Source organism: Dokdonia sp. (genome assembly GCF_039945015.1).
GTDB lineage: Bacteria > Bacteroidota > Bacteroidia > Flavobacteriales > Flavobacteriaceae > Dokdonia.
This window is the reverse complement of sequence record NZ_JBDUXP010000021.1, coordinates 408,072-426,469: the sequence shown is the minus strand read 5'-3', so window position 1 is coordinate 426,469 and position 18,398 is coordinate 408,072. Positions and strand designations below refer to the sequence as shown.

Here is an 18,398-nt window from a genome sequence, read left to right as displayed (position 1 = left end):
AAAATAAGACACAATATAGAGAACTTACAGTAGATAACTTTTTACTTTTGTAGAATATAGACGCATTCTTATGAAAAAAACAAGTCACTGGTTGTATGATCTTTTAATAAGCAAAGGGCTTTCTGATACGATGGCTATGTATATCAATGTTATTGCATTGTGCATTTTACTTGTACTCGCTCTATTAATTGTAGATATGCTTTCGCGAAAAATATTACGCAAAGTTTCTAGTGCCATTGCAGTTGCTTCTAAAACTCGTCTCGATGATTTATTTATAGATAATAGAGTCCCAAGACGTGTAGGTCATTTAATTCCTTTTACGATTGCTTATCTAACGGTTCCTTATATATTTCAAGACTTCCCTGAAATACAGAAAGTAGCCATTATATTCTTACAGTTACTCGCTATCGTACTAATCTTACGTATAGCACGTGCTTTTCTCAATTCGCTAAAAAGTTATTTTAAGACCAAACCCAGATTAAAAGATAAACCTATAGACAGCTATATCCAAGTGTTTATGATTTTTGCTTGGTTTGTCGGAGTTTTTTTAGCATTAGCGGTAATTACAAAAATCAACATATTAACATTTCTCGCTGGTTTAGGAACGATCTCCGCTGTAATCATCTTAGTTTTTAGAGATACAATACTAGGTTTTGTAGCCAGTATACAAGTTGCAACAAATGATATTGTACGTATAGGTGATTGGATTACTTTTGAAAAATATGGCGCCGATGGAGATGTGGTTGAAATCAACCTTGCAACAGTGAAGGTTCAGAATTTTGACAAAACCATTACGACCATTCCAACCTATGCTCTTATATCAGATAGTTTTAAGAACTGGAGAGGAATGAATGACTCAGATGGAAGGCGTATCAAAAGAGCTTTGTACATCAAGCAAGACAGCATAAAATTTTTAACTCCTGAAGACATTCAAAAACTCAAGAAAATAACACTTATATCTCAGTACATAACACATCAACAAGAAAAAATAGAATCATCAAATGCATCATTAGGAATTGTAGATGATGTTATTAATGGGCGTAACCTTACTAATATTGGGGTTTTTAGAAAATACATGGAAACCTATGTAGAACATCATACTGCTATTAATAAAGATATGATGATTATGACACGTCAACTAGCACCTACATCTCAAGGGATTCCGCTAGAGGTGTATTGTTTTAGTAGTGATAAAAGATGGCAGAATTATGAATACATAATGGCCGATATTTTTGACCATTTCTTAGCTTCTATATCTTATTTTGACTTAACGCTTTTTGAATTACCAAGCACTGGTGTTTATATCGCTGAAAAATAATATACATTATTCACAATCTACAGAAAGTGTAATCCCATCTAGTGTTTTCCAGATAGTATGATTATATTCTTTTGGAGAGAATGTAAAAAGTACTGTATATTTCTCTTTTTCAGAACAATAGTCAGAAACAGCCTTTATATTAAGCTCTTGGATATCTTTTGAAAAGAAGGCATCAAAAATCTTCGCTTTCCCTACAAAAGAATTGTTTTCATCGCTATCTTTTACAAAAACGACATTTGCTTTTGGGAGATCTGTCAGTCCGTTTCCTTTGCCTACTAATTCCATAAGGCCATTAAAGTATGCTTCTATGTCGTCTTCTATAACATCTGCAGTAATTTTAGGGTCTTCATTTAGATACCACAAGAATGTATACGTCCAAAACTCTTCGCTATCAGGATTTGACCATCCTTTTGCAAATCGTACTTCCTCCACTCCATTATACTCTAAAGATGGTGCAAAAGCAATGGGAAACTCCAAACGTTCACTTCGCCATGGTTCATCTATAGTAAGAAGTAATTCTTCGTTTTGAGCATAACTAGTATGTATTGTAAAAAGAATAGAAAAAATAAAGAGGAATTTCATAAATATGAGTTGGATATTGATGGTATACGCTTTCGCGAAAGCGTAAAAAATAGAACGTAAAGGGATTATTAATCTTTTACAATAATAACAGTAGCTTTTACACCTGTAGCAAGGTTCCAGGTATTTGAAGAGATTACTTGTCTATTATCATCATACATTACAAATTGAGCAGTATTAGGTCCTGAGGTACCTTGATTTAATGCAGTAATATCTATTTTATTAAACCCTTTTTTAAGGTCTATATAAAATCCTTGGAAATCACCAGATAAGTGAATATTAGGGTGTATGATCGTATCGTTTACAGCAACACTTACTCTATCTCCGTCTACATATTCATGATCTCTATACAAGAAACGGACAAACTTTGAACCACTATTAAATTCACCAAAAAATTGATCATTATAATACTCAGGTTTTAATCCTGCATCATTCGAAAAGTTGTTCTTATTATTTAATTTATTCTCTAAATCGGTATAATCTTTCTTAGCAAATTGCTCTCCTTCCATAAATCGCACTTCACGTTTTTTGTTTCCTCCTTCGGGTTTTCCTAAACGTACTTTACTCTTTACAGATAAGGTCTCTGAAGAAATGCTAGAAGAAGCATTCTCTGGAGATACTAAGATGGGTTTTTCTGTTTTATTATTTTGAGTACCATCTATCTTAATAGATTTACGAGGTGCATCTATTTGTCCATATCCCATAGATGAACATAATACTACCAATAATAGTAATGTATTTTTAAAATAAGATATAGGTTGTGTAGTTTTCAAAATATTTTTTTGATAGGTAAATATAATAAATGCGTATTAATAATCATTCGCACTTAACATATGCATTAACAAGTTTTATACCAAATATGGTTACAAATACGATATTGATATAATCTTTAGGTCGTATAACTAACGAACTCTTAACAGTTCTCTTTAAAATAAAAAAGAGATAACAGACGTTATGCTAGCATCAATCAAATCGAACATTTATGAAACTCAATGCTTTTTACACCCTATTATGTCTTGTATTCCTTACCATTTCTTGTAGTACTCGTGATGATGATGGTAATTCTTCAAGCGGTATAGAATGTCTTAATCTAGGGACACAAGAATTAACTTTAAATATTGAAGATGCTTTTACAACGCTTCCTTCAAAAGTGTCTGTCTTCTTTAGAGTAACAGATAATGAAGGAAATGGAGTGCCTGGTTTAAATCCATCAAATTTTAGAATTTTTGAACAAGGTCGTAATGATGCATGTTTTAATGAAATCTCAAGTTCTGAGTCTTCGGCAGAAATATCTCCAAATTCTCAAATTTTTATAAATAATACAATTTTAGTCTTGGATTTAAGTAATAGCGTCTTAAGTGCCAATTTGCAAGAATTAAAAGATGCATCTATTAGTTTTATAACAAATGTAGTACCATCTATACCTACAAACTCCTTTCAAATGGGGATATACTGGTTTGACGGAGAAGATGTATTACACGAATTACAATCACCTACATCTAGTGCAACTGTATTAGAAGACGCGATTAATAGCATCACTACTGATATAAGTAATGATCCGTCTACAGATTTATTTGGCGCTGTTATAAAATCTACGCAAGTAGCCGAAGATTTAATAACAAATGCAACAGCTCAGGATGTTTTTGGAGCAGCATCTATTGTCATATTTACAGATGGTACAGATCAAGCAGCTCGTTTTACACAACAAGAAGCGCAAGCAGCTGTAAATAATGCTAGTGAGAATATATCATTCTTTACTATTGGTCTTGGCGATGAGATAGATGAAAATACACTATCTCAGATCGGAACTTCAGGAAGTGTATTTGCTACCGATAGCTCTGAGTTAGAAACCGTCTTTAATCAAGTGTCAAATAATGTTGCAAATCAAGCCAATAGCTTTTACTTATTTGAATATTGTAGCCCAAAGCGTGATGGTAGCGGTATGAATAATCTAGTGATACAAGCCCTATCAAATGATAGAACGGGTGTTGTCGAAGCCTCTTTTGACGCAACTGGCTTTGGTAGTGGATGTCAATAAACACACTCTTGATTGTGTATTTTGTCGAAAATTAATCGCATTTCATCAGTTTTGTTTTTAAAAAAAGTATTTTCATCAAATCTAAAAGATAACATCTGTAGATTTATAGTATGCTAGTTGCTCAGTCTAATTTAAAATATGAACTCGAAGATGTTTACATCTTATCTACGGGTATATTCTATTTTTTTGAGGATTTTATCATCTCTGAAATTAATGAAGGGATACATTTTGACTGGGACGCAGCTCAAGACATTATAGAGCTTGCATTAAATCATTATGGAAGCGGTTCAAGAATATCATACATCTCAAATAGAATACACTCTTACTCTATAGAAGCAAAAGACTGGTTGAAGTTTTTTAAATCTAGACATACGCTTAGATCATTTGCTGTGGTTACATATTCAAAAAGTGGACTTATCAATGTTATGATGGAAAAAATCTTCTTTCAATCAAAAATCAAAACATTTGAAAATTTGTATGATGCTACAGAATGGGTAACTAAAAATAAACCGACCATAAGAACTGAATCAATGGTATGTTAATTATTTACTATTCTTATAAATCGTAACTGACTGCACAGAACAGTTTAATAACATGTAGTTTGTCGAATTAATTACACACTTTAACTATTCCTTACCTACACTCTTACAAAATATAACTTACACAAATTGGATAGTTGTATTTTTCTTATATGAAAATACAAGACCAAAAATTGTTATCACAATTTGAGGAATTATACATTCTTCAATGCGGTAAGTTTTATTTCTACAAAGATTTTATTGTCTCCGAAATTAATGAAGGAGAGTATATTACTTGGGAAAGTGCAAAAGAGCTTATTGATTTAGCATTAGGTCATTACGGTAAAGAAATACAAGTTTCATTGATTTCTAATAGATACAATACCTATGAAATTAATTATGAAGATTGGGAAACGTTTTATAAGGAAGGTTTTCAATTGAAAGCATTAGCAATTGTGACCTACGACAAAAGCGGATTAATGAATTTTATGATCGAAAAGAAAAAGTTTCGACATAAGATTCGTAATTTTTATTCATTAGATAATGCCATAAAATGGATTAGTTCCTTAGAATGAGTTGGAATAACTAATCTAAAAGTGGAGAATGATAGTAATCTACACTTTTTATGGCTAAACGTTTCTGATGTGCTTTAAGACGCTTTTGGTACGATTCCCAACTTCTATTTTTCTCCTGAGTCCAACCTAACTCTGCATGTCCTATAAGTCTTGGGAAAACTAAAAATTCAATCGCATCCATATTTACAACTGTTTCTGTCCATAATGGAGATTCAATTCCTAGTATTTGTGAAGTAGGCACATCTTTAAGTAATCCTTTTGGACTCCATATATAGGCACTATCTATAGGAGAAAGGCCTGCCCATGTGAGTCCAATCTTAGTATCTTTAGTATACTTCATATCTAGATATGTCCTTGGTGCTGGTGATAATACAACTTTTGCTCCTTGTTTTGCTCCTAGTGTCGCTATTTCTGCATTTGTCCAATGTTGTATAATGGTCTCATCAGAAATTCCTGCACTTTGAATATCCTCCCAACCCATCACATTTTTTCCATACTTTTTTACAATAGCTTGCGCCTTAGTTAAAAACAAATTGTAATCTTCTTTTGACGTTACATGTGATTCATCACCACCCAAATGAATGTAATCTCCATAAGTAAGTGCTGAGATCTCTCGTATAACATCATCAAGAAATGTATAAGTAATTTCTTTATCAACGCAAAGCGTACTAAAACCGACTTTCGTTCCTGTATAAAGTTCTCTAGCAACTCCATCACAATTAAGTTCTGGGTATGATGCTAAAGCTGCATTTGTATGTCCTGGTATATCTATTTCTGGAATGATGGTGATATGATGCAGTTTTGCATAAGCTACAATATCACGATATTGTTCTTGAGTATAAAAACCACCTTTACCACCTCCTACGGCACTACTCCCCCCTATTTGGGTAAGCTTTGGCCAAGATTTAATCTCTATACGCCATCCTTGATCATCAGTAAGGTGTAAGTGTAATTTATTAATCTTATAACTAGTCAATAAATCAATATATCTTTTTACATCGTCTACACTAAAAAAATGTCTTGCTACATCTAGCATTGCACCTCTATACTCAAATGCTGGGGCATCATTTATAGTTATTCCTGGAACTGCCCATACAACATTAGGGGTTATAGTTTTTGATGCAATCTCGTCTGGTAATAATTGAAAAAGAGTTTGTAATCCCATATACAATCCATCACCACTCTTTGCTTTTACAACAATACGGTCTCTAGTAACTTGAAGAAGATATCCTTCCTGAGAACTAATCCCTTTCATATTCTTATCTAATACAAAATGAATACTATTCTCATCCAGTGTATTTTCATTTTTAGTCTCTAGTGTTAATCCACTTGCTTGCTGTAAACGATTAAAAAACTGTAGTGCTATTGCCTTACTTTCATTTAGAGTCCCTGCATAAATAGTTGTCGTTTCATCTATAAGAAAACCTTGATCAGAAGTAGATAGTTCTTGAGGGTATGGAAGCAACGCTCTTTCAGAAATAGCTACAAAAACTTCTGGTTTTTCTGGTGCACATCCTATAAAGATGCAAAATATTAATATTCCAAAAACTAATATGTTTTTATTCATAGTAAAAGGTATTATCAAGTATCAATCTAATCTATAATAACCACATTTAAGGTAAGCCCCTTCTGGAAAACCTATAGGGTGGTCACTGTCGTGAAATGTTTTTTCTATATGCTTAAACCCTCGTTGTGCTTTTACAATTCCTTGTTCCGAAATATCAAAAAATTGCTGTGCTGTAATTCTAGATGAGCATGATGCCAACACAAGAATTCCTTGTCTAGAAACTAGTTGTGCTCCTAGAACAGCAAGTCTACTATAACTATGCTTTGCACTATTAATTTCCTTAGCACTTTTTGCAAAACTAGGTGGGTCTATAATTACAATATCAAATTTTTCTTTAGCATCTATAAGCTGTTGTAAACCTAAGAATGCATCTATAGCCATTGTTTTATGAACTCCTGTATTTGGGTTAAGTTGACCATTTTGTACTGCAACCTCTAAAGCTTGCGCACTTATATCAAGGCTTATTACTTCTGTAGCTCCCCCAGCCAGTGCATGCACTGAAAAACCTCCTGCATAGCTAAATACATCAAGAATCTTTTTTCCTCGTGACAGTTCTCCTACACGTTTTCTATTATGCCTATGATCAAGAAAATATCCAGTTTTATGACCGTGTATTACATTTGCCGAAAACCGAATTCCATGTTCTTTAAAATAAACAACTTCACTAGAAAGCACACCCGTTATTACTTGTCCATCAGTAATCCCAAAAGCATTTGATCGTTGCAAATTACGACTCAATCGCATCACCAACGTTTTGCATCCTGATACCTGCAAAAGCTCAGGCAATATCATTTCTAAGTATGGGAACCAAATAGCAGTGTATAATTTTACAACAAGAACATCTTTATATACATCTGCTATAAAACCAGGAAATCCATCATTTTCTCCAAAGATGAAACGATAACTATCTGTATCTGTTTTAAGTAGACTACTACGTTTAGAAAAAGCAAGTTTAATTTTTTCTTTAAAAAATGGAACTCCTAATGTTACAGGAGAGGCGCTCAGTACTTTAATACGGATAGGAGAATCCAAATCATATAATCCAATAGCAAATACTTTATCTTTACGTTGATCAAAAAGGATGACTATGTCCCCTGTTTTTCCATCTTTGTTTTGCTTGGCAATACTATCTTCAAAAACCCACGGATGTCCTTGTTTTACAAGTTTTTCAGCTTTAAGTTTTAATTTAACAGCAAGACGCTGTGTAGTAATGTTTGGAAATTTGATCATCAAAGTACCCTGTCTATCTTATATCGCAAAATAAAGAAATACAATTACTTTTTTATAAATTTATGCATATAATCATTTCCATCTTCAAATATAACTTGAACAAAGTAAACTCCCATTTTTAGAGAAGACACATCTATTGAATAATTTTGATCTATATCACTAGTTTCAAAAATACTTGTGCCCAGTAATGAAAATACATTTATTTTTTTAATAATTAATTCCTTAGAATTAATATGTAATACATCTTCTACTGGGTTAGGATAAATTTTAGTAGTTCTTTTTGTAAGTTCATCTACAGAAAGAAAATAATTGCCGTGTACAGCAATATTACCTTCGGGAGTAACTATAGTTAGCGTTTTATTACCATTTGATTCACTAATTATTTCATAATTAAACTCTCTTTCAAAACCAAGTAATATGGTCCCGAGATATTTGTTTTCGAGTTCACAATCAGAAAAACAATCGCCTAGAGTAACCCCGCCTTCTTGAACTACAAAACTATTTTCATTAAATATGGTTGGCGGAGAAAATTCAGCAAAATAATTAAATCCATTAACGGTTGCAAAAACATCAAACTCATTTGAAGAATTATTAAATACAATACTTGGATAGGGAGCATTTAAAATGGTCGTCGTTTCTCCATCAATAACCATATAATGTAATATCCACTCATTATTTAGCAAATCTTCTTCTTGAGAAAACCCAATCAAAGACACTAGTAACAATAATATAAAGAAGATGTTTTTTTTCATAAACGTATATTCATAAAGATAATAAATTATACTTGAAACATGCTGATTTCTATTATTTTAACTTAATGAGTACTTCGATTATAATAACATTACTTATTTGAATACATTTAATAATTTAAATGTATTCAAAGTAAATTTCAGGTTTAATCTTCAATCATCTATCGCTTATAATTATATTAATATACGCTTTCGCGAAAGCGTATACACCTTCTTTATCATTTTTTGTACATTAACCCTATGAGAGCAGCTATTTTTTTATTGAGTATTACCTTTTGTATGACCCCAATTTTTTCTCAAGAATCACCACTGGTAAACATTGAAACATATGGGGGGACATATGCATACGATGTAAAATATGCAACTGATGATAATTTTTTAAAAACAACCGTATATGATTGTGTACAATGTTTACTTCTTCCTGAAATAGCAGAAGCTATTGCAGCAGCAAATCATGATTTTTGTGAGCTAGGGTATAAAATTCAGTTTTATGATTGTTATAGACCGCTTTCTGTACAAAAGAAGATGTGGGCTATCTATCCTAATCCATCTTATGTAGGAAATCCATATAAGAGTGGTTCTATACACAATAGAGGTGCTGCCATAGATATGACTATTGTAAAGCTAGACGGTACGGTCCTAGATATGGGAAGTGATTATGATCATTTTGGAAAAGAGGCACATATGGATCATCCACATAGTGATACAGTAAAAGCTAATCGAAAAATACTATGGGATGTTATGAAAAAAAATGGTTTCTCTCCTATTCGTACTGAGTGGTGGCATTTTAATTATGAAGCAAAAAATTATGGATTAAAAGTCCTTGATATTGATTTTGACTGTGAAGAATAATGCATAAAAAAGCTCTTTAACCCAAAAAGTTAAAGAGCTTTTTTAAATATAGTTTTATTATATATTACTTAGGATCTAATAAAGCGTCAATTCTAGCAATAACATCTTGGTAATGATACTTAGTAATCTTTGTAATGTTCCCATTTCTAGCGCTTCTAAGGATAGAACGTAATGTTGTAAGTTCTCCTCTTACTAAGGATTTAATATCAGATGTGCTTGTATTATATATAAATGTACTTTCAAAATTTGATCTTCTTGGTCTTCTCTTAGGTCCTTCATCTGTCATTAGAAATTCCATCCTAGCTAAATAGGATTTTTGTAGATTCCTTCTATAAATATCTACACTTTGTCCTCTAGAAGCTTCTGACCATAATCCTTTACGTAATTCTGAAAGCATATCATAAGCACTATAATATTCTTCATTAACAGTTTCTGCATCTATTAGTCTTCCTATACGATCAAAACTTAAAAGTCCGTTGAGATAACGTGATTGCACATTACGCATGCGTTCAAAATATCCAGCATGATCTATATTTTGTAAAATGGACTTATCTGCAAGCCAATCTTGGGTTTTAAATAAGTTATCTTGTAACCACACCATAGATGCTTTTTGAGCATTTTTATCTAAATGTGTATATACAATTCCCTCTTGGTCTGGATTTTTTAAATTTTCATATACCCCTCCAATATTTGTCACTACATGACCTACGTATCTACTATATACACCTAATAGTTCTCCATAGAGTTCTTCTAGATCTTGATAATTGTTTGTTTGATCAGAAGTCCATTCTGGAAGGTGTTGTGCTACGTATTTTAAATTTTTAATTCCATAGGTACTAGCTTTGATAGGATCATCACCTATCCCTTCGGTTTGTGATTGCGGATCAAAACGACTTGATTGACGTCCAAATTTAAATATAGGATCATTTGCTTTTTCTAAAATCCACTGATTTAAAATTCTTGTCTCTCCTTCTGGAGAAGTTGCATTAGGAATCCATCGATACCCCCAATTTGTAGCATAGTGATCATAAGGTCCCATTTGACGGACAAATCGTATGTTTTGATCTCCAGGTTGTGCGATGTAATTATATCTAGCATAATCCATTAAACTTGATGCAATACCGTTTTTTTGAGTAAAATTACCATCACGATATGACTCTACATCATAAGCATAACTTGCTGCCATATTATGAGGGAATCCTAAGGCATGCCCAACTTCATGAGCAATTACCATACGCATCATCTCTCCTATTTCTTCGTCTGGAGTATTTAACGTACGAGCACTAGGGTTTGCGGCTCCTGTTTCTAATAAATATCGATTTCTATAACTGCGTAAATGATTATGATACCATATAATGTCACTTTCTATAATTTCTCCACTTCGAGGATCAGATACACTTGGTCCTACAGCATTACGGGTTGTACTTGCTACATATCGTACTACAGAATATCTAATATCTTCAGGGCTAAACTCTGGGTCTTCTTCAAATGTAGGAGCATCCTTTGCTATAATAGCATTTTTAAAACCAGCAGTTTCAAAAGGCTTTTGCCAATCTTCAATTCCTTGTTTTATATATTTCTGTAAATTTTCTGGTGTTCCAGGGTCTAGATAATAAACAATAGGCTTTATAGGCTCTACAAGTTCTCCTCTTGCATATGCTTCTGGGTCTTTTGGTTCTAATTTCCAACGACGTATATATGTTTTCTCATCAGCCTTTAAAGCATCACTACCATAATCAAATTGACTTACTGTAAAGAAACCAACTCTTGAATCGGCTATTCTAGGTTGCATCGGTTCTTCAGGTAAAAGAATCATAGATTGATTCATTTGAAGACTTATAGATTCTGCACTACGTTCTGAAGGAGGCTCGGCAGCATCATATGTAAAATCTTGTTTTACTTCTATATTTAAAGGAAAACTTTTAACACTATTAATAAAACTACGAGAAGCATCTAATCTTTTTACTTTGTATTGTTTACGTAAAAATGAAGGTAATCCACTTATTGCTTTTACATCGGTTCCAAAAAGTTTAGACACATCTATAACTACCGATGTAGAATCTTCATTAAATGCCTTTATATCAAATGCATATAAGGTAGGCTCATAATTGTTAACTCGTACAGAATTACTAATTGCTTTGGTACTATCTGCTATGTTTCTAAATGATTTTATTTTAAGTAAAATCTTATTTTGGTAACGTTGCCAATGTACAACTTGTTCATTTGTTTTTGTACCTGCATTAAAAAAACCTCCTCCTAAACCATTAGGGATTTGAGCAATACGACTTACCCATAACATATCCTTTTCTAATAAAGAAAAGGGGATTTCATATAAGTATGATTTTTTAACACGATGAACCTGGAAAAGACCACTATCAGTTACTGCTTCTTTGGTAACTACTTCTTTATACTCTTTAATCGCATCTTTGTCCTTTTTCTTTTCAGGTTTTGCGACTACTTCTGGTGTTCCCTTTTTCTTCTTCTTTCTTTTTTGAGCATGCATGTTTCCTGTAAAACAAAATGCTAATAACAAGGATAGTACTAAAATTCTTCTCATTGAATTAGTGATTGATATAATGGTATTAAGTATCCTCCAAAATAAGAATAACAAAATACTTTACACTAACTTACTTCAATATTAACATTTCAATATTTATTTTAAAGCTATAACTAGTTCGAAAATAAATATTGTGAGTCCTTAATGTACTCGTTTAATTCCTTAATGGTATGCTTTCGCGAAAGCGTACTATGAACAGATAGAATTTTATTGTTTTGTAAATTTAAATCGATACAATACTGGAATTCCTGGCATATTTCCATTATTATCTAATGTTCCATCCCATCCTTCAAATCCTATATCAATATCTAAAAAGAATACAGTATCATCATCCAAGTCAATCATTCCAAAACTAGTATCATTAGGTCCTGATAAAATATGAGGTGCAGATTCTCTACAGAATAGATTTACTGATTGGTAAATTTTTGGATACACATTCTCTCCAGCTATTGTAAATTCTAGTCCTTCACCAACAATGCCTGTTGTTCTAGTATTAGGAAGATTACCTGCAGCTATTGAAACAATACCTTGGTTTGAAATATTAAAATCAAATTGATTAGCACCATTTGTTACTTCATAAGAATAAATACCCGTAAATAAATCATTTGGAATAACCTCTAATACATTAATCTCATATCGAAGTGGAGATTTAAAAAAACAAGCATCTGTAAGTATAGATGCACTATTATTTACTGTACTAAATGTACGACCATCTGTAAGGTGAATCTCCATACGTAAACCAAATTGGTCACCTGGTTCAATAAGCAGTGTATTTATAGAAAGTGCGTTTATTGCTTCTTGATAAGTCACACGAACGGTCGTTCGAGGCAAAGCATGTGGGCCAATTTCAAATTCACTAGATGGAATATCTCTTAGCATAATTTCTTGTATACTATTATCATTACCTCCATCTGTATGGTCTCTAAATTCTACATATAATCTAACAAAATCAAGAAGAGCTCCTTCTTCAAGGTCTTGTTCTTCTATTTCGACTTCAAAAGCGCTTTCAAAATCATTGTGTATAAAGTCTTTACTTACCTTATTAATATTACGCAATACAGCTCCACGCTCTATTCCTTCAAAAACAACGTCTATTGCTTTATCATCACTACTACAGGAAATTGCAACAAGTAAGATGAACAGGTATATATATCGAGATAACTTCATAAAATTTATATTTAAAAATTATTGTTTAGAAAACTTAAATGTATATAATGTAGGAATGCCTACTGCCGTATTATCATCTTCTAGTGTCCCATCCCATCCTTCGAATCCTACATCGAGATCTAGAAAAAATAAGGAGTCATCATTTAGATCAATCATTCCAAAATTAGTATCATTAGGTCCTGATAAAATATGAGGACCAGACTCTATACAAAAAAGATTAACCGATTGATAAATTTTGGGGTACACATTATTCCCAGCTACTGTAAATTCTAGTCCTTCACCTATGATACTAGTTTTTCTAACATTAGGAAGATCTCCTACGGTTATTGAAACAATACCTTGATTTGAAATAGCAGCATTAGAACTATTCGTATCTGTGATTACTTCATAAGAGTATATGCCTGTAAATAAATCATCTGAAATAACTTCTATTACATTAATTTCATAACGAAGTGGAGATTTAAAAAAGCAAGCGTCTGTGAGAATGGATGCAGTAGTGTCCATAGTATCAAAAGTACGATCATCTGTAAGATGAATTTCCATACGCAAACTAAATTGATCACCTGGCTCAATAAGCAGTGTGTTTATAGAAAGAGCATCTACTACATCTTGATAAGTGACACGAACGGTTGTTCGAGGCAAAGCATCTGGTCCAATTACAAATTCACTAGATGGAATATCTCTTAGCATAATTTCTTGTACACTATTATCATTACTACCACTTGTGTGATCCCTAAACGCTACATATAAACGAACAAAATCAAGAAGAGCCCCATCTTCAAGGTCTTGTTCTTCTATTTCTATATCAAAAGCGCTTTCAAAATTATTGTGTATAAAGTCTTTACTTACCTTATTAATATTGCGCAATACAGCCCCCCTTTCTGTCTCCTCTACTAAAGCATCTATAGCCTTATCATCATTACTGCAAGAAATTATAGAAAAAAATAGTAGCATATATGCAATCCTATGTAGTTTCATATAACACATACTTTTTAGATTACTGTTTAGAAAAACGAATTTTAGATGGAACATTTTCAAAATTACACTTCGCATCAAAACCTTCAAAAGCCTCTAGAAAGTATAACTCAAAAACAGAATCATCATTAGGATCTATAGTAGCAGGAATTACATCTGGACCAATAAGAACTCTATCTGACACATCATCAAGTGTGCATCCAAATCTAATCTTCTGATATCTAGTAACCACGGTTATATCACATACTACACTAAATTCAATTTCTATAACGGTTCCAGAAGATCCATTTACTTCAAAAACTCTAACATTATTAGAATGTCCGTTTGTTACAGTTACCAAACCATCTTCTCCAAAAGTAGGTCCAAAAAAACCATCCTGAATACTTGTAAATTGATATATTCCAGTAAATTGGTCTGATAAAATTGGTTCTACTATATTGATCAAATATGTAAATGGTGATTTAAAGAAACCACTAGTATTTACAACAGTTCCTCCAGAATTGGTAATGTTAAAGGTTAATCCATCTGATAAATTGAGATCTAAATCCAAACGAAATTGATCCTTACAAGCCGTTTGATCAATACTTAGTCCTGTTGCACTTAATAATTCTGCAAACGTATAATCTAGTGTTATACCTGGTAATCCAAGTCCATTTGAGGTAAAACTTGACGCTGGTATTGTTTCTAACAAAACTCTTGATGTAGTTATTGAGTTTCCAGCTGGAGTATTATCTATAAATGAAACAAAAACATCTACTGTATTTAGTAATCCTCCTTCTTCTATATCTTGTTCTTCTAGATTAATACTAAAAATACTTTCTGGATCATTTACTACAAACTCACCATTATTAAAATTTAGCGTTCGTAAGATTGCTCCTCTATCTACTTCTTCTAGGACAGTTTCAATAGCTTTATCTTCTTCATTACAGGAAATACATAGAATAACACTCAGGAGTATAAAAGTAATTTTTTTCATAGGATATAGGTTTAGTTAGCTAATTGTATTTTAATAGATTTAGTTTTCAAAAACATTATCTATAGACAACTCGTAAAATAAGAACCGTCATTAGTTTTGTATTATATATTTTCTTTATATGCTTTCGCGAAAGCGTACTATTGTTTAGAAAACCTATACGTAACCGTAATAGGTTCATCTGATAAATCCCCTCCTACCCAACCATCATACCCAATGACAAAGTCAGCTTCAAAAACAGAATCATCTTGAAGATTTAAAAGTCCAAAACTATTTTCTTGAGGGCCCCAAAAAACTACATTAAAAGGAGGAGTACATAGAAACCTATATTCCTCTTGATAAATATCTGGTATTATAAAATCACCAGCAACCACAAAATCTAAAACCTGAGAACGTCTTTGGTTAGCATAATCTCCATTAGTAATGGTAGTAACCCCAGATCCACCTATTAATCCACTATTTGATGAAGCAATAACTTCATAACTGTATATCCCTGTAAATAAAGCATCTTCAATAGGGTTAATTACATTGATTTGATAATAAAATGGAGAGTTTTCACAATGTTTAGAAAATATATTAGGACTTCTATTTGCATATCCTATAACCCTTTCATCCTTTAAGTGCATATCTGGACGAATAAAAAATTGATCACCAAGGGAGACATCATTTATAGTAAGTCCAAGCGCGTCAAGTGCTTCCTGAAAACTATAATTTAATAATGTGTGAGGTCTATCAAACTCTCCGATATAAAATTCTGATCTCGGTATATCCTGTAAAATAACTTCATTTCTACTATTAACTCCATTTGAAGTATTACTCTTAAAACTAATATAAACTCTTATAAAATCGAAAAATTCACCTCTTTCTTGGTCATTTGCCATTACCTCTACAGAAAATGTACTTTCTAAGTCTGTAATTACAAAATTGTCATTGCCTAATTCTGTGTTTATAAGTAAAGCTCCATTAGGTGCATTGAAAAGAATATCTATAGGCTTTTCATCTGAACTACAACTTACGTATGTGAACAGTATAATCGATAATATGATAACTATTTTTTTCATGTTTTTTTTTAATTAGTGTATACCTAATTATCTGTAATTATATAAAAGGTTGCTTCTTAAATGAAAAATACTTTTTTATAAAGTGGTCGCATTTTATTGCTTTGAAAATCGATATCTTGACGGAGCAGTTCCAAAGCCACAATTACCATCAAAACCTAAATATCCTTCTACAAACCACAACTCAAATACGGTATCATCATTGGAATTTGCCATACCATTTACGGTATCTGGCCCTAGCAATGCAGGAGCCGAATTTTGTATACAATAGCCCTCTGGAGAAGAGAGTTGATTCTTCCCCATAACAATTTGATCATCTACTACGGTAAATTCCCAACGTCTAGGTAGTTCTATACTTACATGATGCAAGGCATGACGCGCTCTAAACTCTCTTGTGTTTTCAGAATGCCCTTTTATGACTTCTACAATACTACCATTTGGAAATGGTTGACCATTAATATCTACAAATGTTTGTCCGAAAGGGCTATCAAGTATAGATTCCATAAGATACATCCCTGTAAATAAGTCTTCAGGGATAGGTTCTATAATATTAATAGTATAACAAAATGGAGAGCTAAAAAATGTATTAAATGCAAGAATAATAGAGCTCGCATTTGTGGCATTAAAAACACGGCCATCTGTAAGTTTTAAATCTAAACTTATTAAAAACTGATCCTTAACAGATATCTCTGCTGCTGTTAGACCCGTAATAGTTAAGAGTTCTTCAAATGTATATTCTAATGAAGTTCTAGGTAATCCTTCTAGTGTAGGACCAGTTACCCATTCATCAGCTGGAATGGTTTGTACTAAAGTATTAGACGTTGAGTTATTTCCATTTGTGGGTGTATTATCTCTAAATTGAACTAAAACGTCTAATGTCTCTAACAGACCGCCATCTTCAATATCCATTTCTTCTACTTCAATACTAAATGTGCTTTGTGTATTACTAATATCAAAATCAGCATTATGTATAGCTACTGTACGTATAACTGCCCCTCGTTCTACCTCTTCTGTAACAACTTCAATTGCTTTTTCATCATTACTACAAGAAAATAACCCCACAAAAAAGAGGTATAAAAAGTATTTATTTTTCATTCGATTGGTTGTTTCATTAAAAGTATACTTATATAAAACAATAAGCGTATATGCCGATAATAATTAACTTGCAATCAAGTGAATATTACTCCTTTTATTGTTTTGAAAATCTAACTTCAGATGGAGTCAATGGCCAATTACAAAAACCATCATTTCCTTCAAAAGCTTCTAGAAATCGTAAATTAAAAACAGTGTCATCATTAGGGTTTGCTGTATTATTTAAATTGATATCTGGTCCTAATAAAACATGAACATCTCCTTCTACTTCAGAACTACATACAATAGATGATCTAACATATCTCGTTAAAATAATTTGATCACAAGCAATTGTGAATTCTACTTCAGAACGCACCAATACTCCTCCAGTAACAGTTTGCTGTTGGTCTCTAAAAATCTCAAAACTACGCGCATTTGGTCTTGAAGTACTTATCTCTAGAATAGCAGGAGTAATAATTGTAGGTCCACCAAATCCATCTTCTATACTAGTATAACTATAGTTACCAGTAAATGACTCATCATCTATACCATCTACAACATAGATATCATAGGTAAATGGGGAACTCAAAGCGCCTGCAAAACTTATAATAGGCCCAATACTATTAGCATGGGTAAAACTTCTATTGTCAGTCAAATTGAGTTGTAAATCAATTATAAATCTATCTGTGCAGGTAACTTGTGAAGTACTAAACCCAAAAGCATCTAATAATTCTTGAGTAGTCACCGTAACATCAGTAATAGGTAATCCATTAATCCCTTCTGTAAAATCTTGATCTGTTAATACTCTAAAGTTTTGAGCACTTCTTGAATCATCACCATTCTCGGGAGTGTTATCTACAAAAGATATAAAAACCTCAACATCAGAAAATAACGATGTCTCCTGACCATCTTGATACTCTAGAGTAAATTGTATAGAACGTTGAAGAGCAGAAGTATCAAAAGTTAAATTTTCTACAGATTGTGTTCTTAATATAGCTCCTACTTGTGCTTGTTCAAAAACAATGTCTACTGCTTTTTCGTCATCATTACAAGAAATAAACCCCAACAATAAGAGAAGAACTAAATATATATTTTTCATAGCGCAAATTCTTTTCTTAGAAATATAACCAAATAAGATAACAAAAACAGAGGCACATACTTTAAACACATG

The 18,398-nt window shown here is 32.4% G+C and carries 17 protein-coding genes; 5 read left to right on the top strand and 12 right to left on the bottom strand.

Translation table 11 applies throughout. The features are described 5' to 3' along the window. Positions 1-70 precede the first annotated feature (70 nt). Complete coding sequence (locus ABJD27_RS18060) at positions 71-1,318, top strand: mechanosensitive ion channel domain-containing protein (RefSeq protein WP_348164888.1); 1,248 nt, start codon at positions 71-73, stop codon at positions 1,316-1,318. Between the two features lie 6 nt (positions 1,319-1,324). On the opposite strand, the gene ABJD27_RS18055 is transcribed toward ABJD27_RS18060, so the two are convergent. Both ABJD27_RS18055 and ABJD27_RS18050 read right to left on the bottom strand, forming a co-directional pair. Then, on the bottom strand, positions 1,325-1,900 hold the full coding sequence (locus ABJD27_RS18055) for a hypothetical protein (protein ID WP_348164885.1): 576 nt from the start codon (positions 1,898-1,900) through the stop codon (positions 1,325-1,327). 68 nt (positions 1,901-1,968) lie between these two features. Then, complete coding sequence (locus tag ABJD27_RS18050) at positions 1,969-2,670, bottom strand: hypothetical protein (RefSeq protein ID WP_348164883.1); 702 nt, start codon at positions 2,668-2,670, stop codon at positions 1,969-1,971. Between the two features lie 209 nt (positions 2,671-2,879). Here ABJD27_RS18050 and ABJD27_RS18045 point away from each other — a divergent pair, with 209 nt between their 5' ends. The 3 genes from ABJD27_RS18045 to ABJD27_RS18035 all read left to right on the top strand — a co-directional run bounded on the left by ABJD27_RS18045 (position 2,880) and on the right by ABJD27_RS18035 (position 5,028). Further along, complete coding sequence (locus ABJD27_RS18045) at positions 2,880-3,935, top strand: VWA domain-containing protein (RefSeq protein WP_348164880.1); 1,056 nt, start codon at positions 2,880-2,882, stop codon at positions 3,933-3,935. A 110-nt stretch (positions 3,936-4,045) separates the two neighbouring features. After that, positions 4,046-4,477, top strand: a complete 432-nt coding sequence (locus ABJD27_RS18040) for a hypothetical protein (protein WP_348164878.1) — start codon at positions 4,046-4,048, stop codon at positions 4,475-4,477. Positions 4,478-4,626: 149 nt separating this feature from the next. Then, positions 4,627-5,028 carry a hypothetical protein gene (locus tag ABJD27_RS18035; RefSeq protein WP_348164875.1) on the top strand — a complete coding sequence of 134 codons (402 nt, stop codon included), beginning with the start codon at positions 4,627-4,629 and terminating at the stop codon, positions 5,026-5,028. Positions 5,029-5,038: 10 nt separating this feature from the next. Here the strand turns inward: ABJD27_RS18035 and ABJD27_RS18030 are convergent, their stop codons facing one another. The 3 genes from ABJD27_RS18030 to ABJD27_RS18020 are packed head-to-tail and all read right to left on the bottom strand — an operon-like array spanning position 5,039 to position 8,577. Further along, positions 5,039-6,595 carry a family 20 glycosylhydrolase gene (locus ABJD27_RS18030; RefSeq protein ID WP_348164872.1) on the bottom strand — a complete coding sequence of 519 codons (1,557 nt, stop codon included), beginning with the start codon at positions 6,593-6,595 and terminating at the stop codon, positions 5,039-5,041. Between the two features lie 21 nt (positions 6,596-6,616). Then, positions 6,617-7,825: a class I SAM-dependent rRNA methyltransferase gene (locus ABJD27_RS18025; RefSeq protein WP_348164869.1), complete on the bottom strand. Its 1,209-nt coding sequence runs from the start codon at positions 7,823-7,825 to the stop codon at positions 6,617-6,619. A 44-nt stretch (positions 7,826-7,869) separates the two neighbouring features. Further along, entirely contained in the window at positions 7,870-8,577 is a 708-nt protein-coding gene (locus ABJD27_RS18020; protein ID WP_348164866.1) for a T9SS type A sorting domain-containing protein, read from the bottom strand. 276 nt (positions 8,578-8,853) lie between these two features. Here ABJD27_RS18020 and ABJD27_RS18015 point away from each other — a divergent pair, with 276 nt between their 5' ends. Next, positions 8,854-9,426 carry a M15 family metallopeptidase gene (locus ABJD27_RS18015; protein ID WP_348164863.1) on the top strand — a complete coding sequence of 191 codons (573 nt, stop codon included), beginning with the start codon at positions 8,854-8,856 and terminating at the stop codon, positions 9,424-9,426. A 64-nt stretch (positions 9,427-9,490) separates the two neighbouring features. On the opposite strand, the gene ABJD27_RS18010 is transcribed toward ABJD27_RS18015, so the two are convergent. The 7 genes from ABJD27_RS18010 to ABJD27_RS17980 form a co-directional block, all read right to left on the bottom strand. Further along, positions 9,491-11,983 carry a zinc-dependent metalloprotease gene (locus tag ABJD27_RS18010; RefSeq protein WP_348164860.1) on the bottom strand — a complete coding sequence of 831 codons (2,493 nt, stop codon included), beginning with the start codon at positions 11,981-11,983 and terminating at the stop codon, positions 9,491-9,493. 207 nt (positions 11,984-12,190) lie between these two features. Next, complete coding sequence (locus ABJD27_RS18005; protein WP_348164857.1) at positions 12,191-13,150, bottom strand: hypothetical protein; 960 nt, start codon at positions 13,148-13,150, stop codon at positions 12,191-12,193. Between the two features lie 18 nt (positions 13,151-13,168). Continuing rightward, positions 13,169-14,128 (bottom strand): hypothetical protein, encoded by a 960-nt coding sequence (locus ABJD27_RS18000; RefSeq protein ID WP_348164854.1) that lies wholly within the window; start codon positions 14,126-14,128, stop codon positions 13,169-13,171. A gap of 19 nt (positions 14,129-14,147) precedes the next feature. Further along, a complete protein-coding gene (locus tag ABJD27_RS17995) occupies positions 14,148-15,101 on the bottom strand; it encodes a hypothetical protein (protein ID WP_348164851.1) in 954 nt (317 codons plus the stop codon). Between the two features lie 137 nt (positions 15,102-15,238). Further along, the gene (locus tag ABJD27_RS17990; protein WP_348164848.1) at positions 15,239-16,159 is read right to left on the bottom strand and encodes a hypothetical protein; all 921 of its coding nucleotides are present in this window, start codon (positions 16,157-16,159) and stop codon (positions 15,239-15,241) included. 93 nt (positions 16,160-16,252) lie between these two features. After that, complete coding sequence (locus ABJD27_RS17985) at positions 16,253-17,251, bottom strand: hypothetical protein (RefSeq protein ID WP_348164845.1); 999 nt, start codon at positions 17,249-17,251, stop codon at positions 16,253-16,255. Between the two features lie 94 nt (positions 17,252-17,345). Continuing rightward, positions 17,346-18,326, bottom strand: coding sequence for a hypothetical protein (locus ABJD27_RS17980; RefSeq protein WP_348164842.1), 981 nt, complete (start codon positions 18,324-18,326; stop codon positions 17,346-17,348). Between the last annotated feature and the right edge of the window lie 72 nt (positions 18,327-18,398).

What these genes read in the sequence shown, in the direction of transcription:
- ABJD27_RS18035 (WP_348164875.1), top strand. Translation starts at nt 4,627, where the DNA reads ATGAAAATACAAGACCAAAAATTGTTATCACAATTTGAGGAATTATAC.
- ABJD27_RS17990 (WP_348164848.1), bottom strand. Translation starts at nt 16,159, where the DNA reads ATGAAAAAAATAGTTATCATATTATCGATTATACTGTTCACATACGTA.
- ABJD27_RS17985 (WP_348164845.1), bottom strand. Translation starts at nt 17,251, where the DNA reads ATGAAAAATAAATACTTTTTATACCTCTTTTTTGTGGGGTTATTTTCT.
- ABJD27_RS18030 (WP_348164872.1), bottom strand. Translation starts at nt 6,595, where the DNA reads ATGAATAAAAACATATTAGTTTTTGGAATATTAATATTTTGCATCTTT.
- ABJD27_RS18020 (WP_348164866.1), bottom strand. Translation starts at nt 8,577, where the DNA reads ATGAAAAAAAACATCTTCTTTATATTATTGTTACTAGTGTCTTTGATT.
- ABJD27_RS18005 (WP_348164857.1), bottom strand. Translation starts at nt 13,150, where the DNA reads ATGAAGTTATCTCGATATATATACCTGTTCATCTTACTTGTTGCAATT.
- ABJD27_RS18060 (WP_348164888.1), top strand. Translation starts at nt 71, where the DNA reads ATGAAAAAAACAAGTCACTGGTTGTATGATCTTTTAATAAGCAAAGGG.
- ABJD27_RS18045 (WP_348164880.1), top strand. Translation starts at nt 2,880, where the DNA reads ATGAAACTCAATGCTTTTTACACCCTATTATGTCTTGTATTCCTTACC.
- ABJD27_RS18000 (WP_348164854.1), bottom strand. Translation starts at nt 14,128, where the DNA reads ATGAAACTACATAGGATTGCATATATGCTACTATTTTTTTCTATAATT.
- ABJD27_RS18010 (WP_348164860.1), bottom strand. Translation starts at nt 11,983, where the DNA reads ATGAGAAGAATTTTAGTACTATCCTTGTTATTAGCATTTTGTTTTACA.
- ABJD27_RS17995 (WP_348164851.1), bottom strand. Translation starts at nt 15,101, where the DNA reads ATGAAAAAAATTACTTTTATACTCCTGAGTGTTATTCTATGTATTTCC.
- ABJD27_RS18040 (WP_348164878.1), top strand. Translation starts at nt 4,046, where the DNA reads ATGCTAGTTGCTCAGTCTAATTTAAAATATGAACTCGAAGATGTTTAC.
- ABJD27_RS18055 (WP_348164885.1), bottom strand. Translation starts at nt 1,900, where the DNA reads ATGAAATTCCTCTTTATTTTTTCTATTCTTTTTACAATACATACTAGT.
- ABJD27_RS17980 (WP_348164842.1), bottom strand. Translation starts at nt 18,326, where the DNA reads ATGAAAAATATATATTTAGTTCTTCTCTTATTGTTGGGGTTTATTTCT.
- ABJD27_RS18015 (WP_348164863.1), top strand. Translation starts at nt 8,854, where the DNA reads ATGACCCCAATTTTTTCTCAAGAATCACCACTGGTAAACATTGAAACA.
- ABJD27_RS18025 (WP_348164869.1), bottom strand. Translation starts at nt 7,825, where the DNA reads ATGATCAAATTTCCAAACATTACTACACAGCGTCTTGCTGTTAAATTA.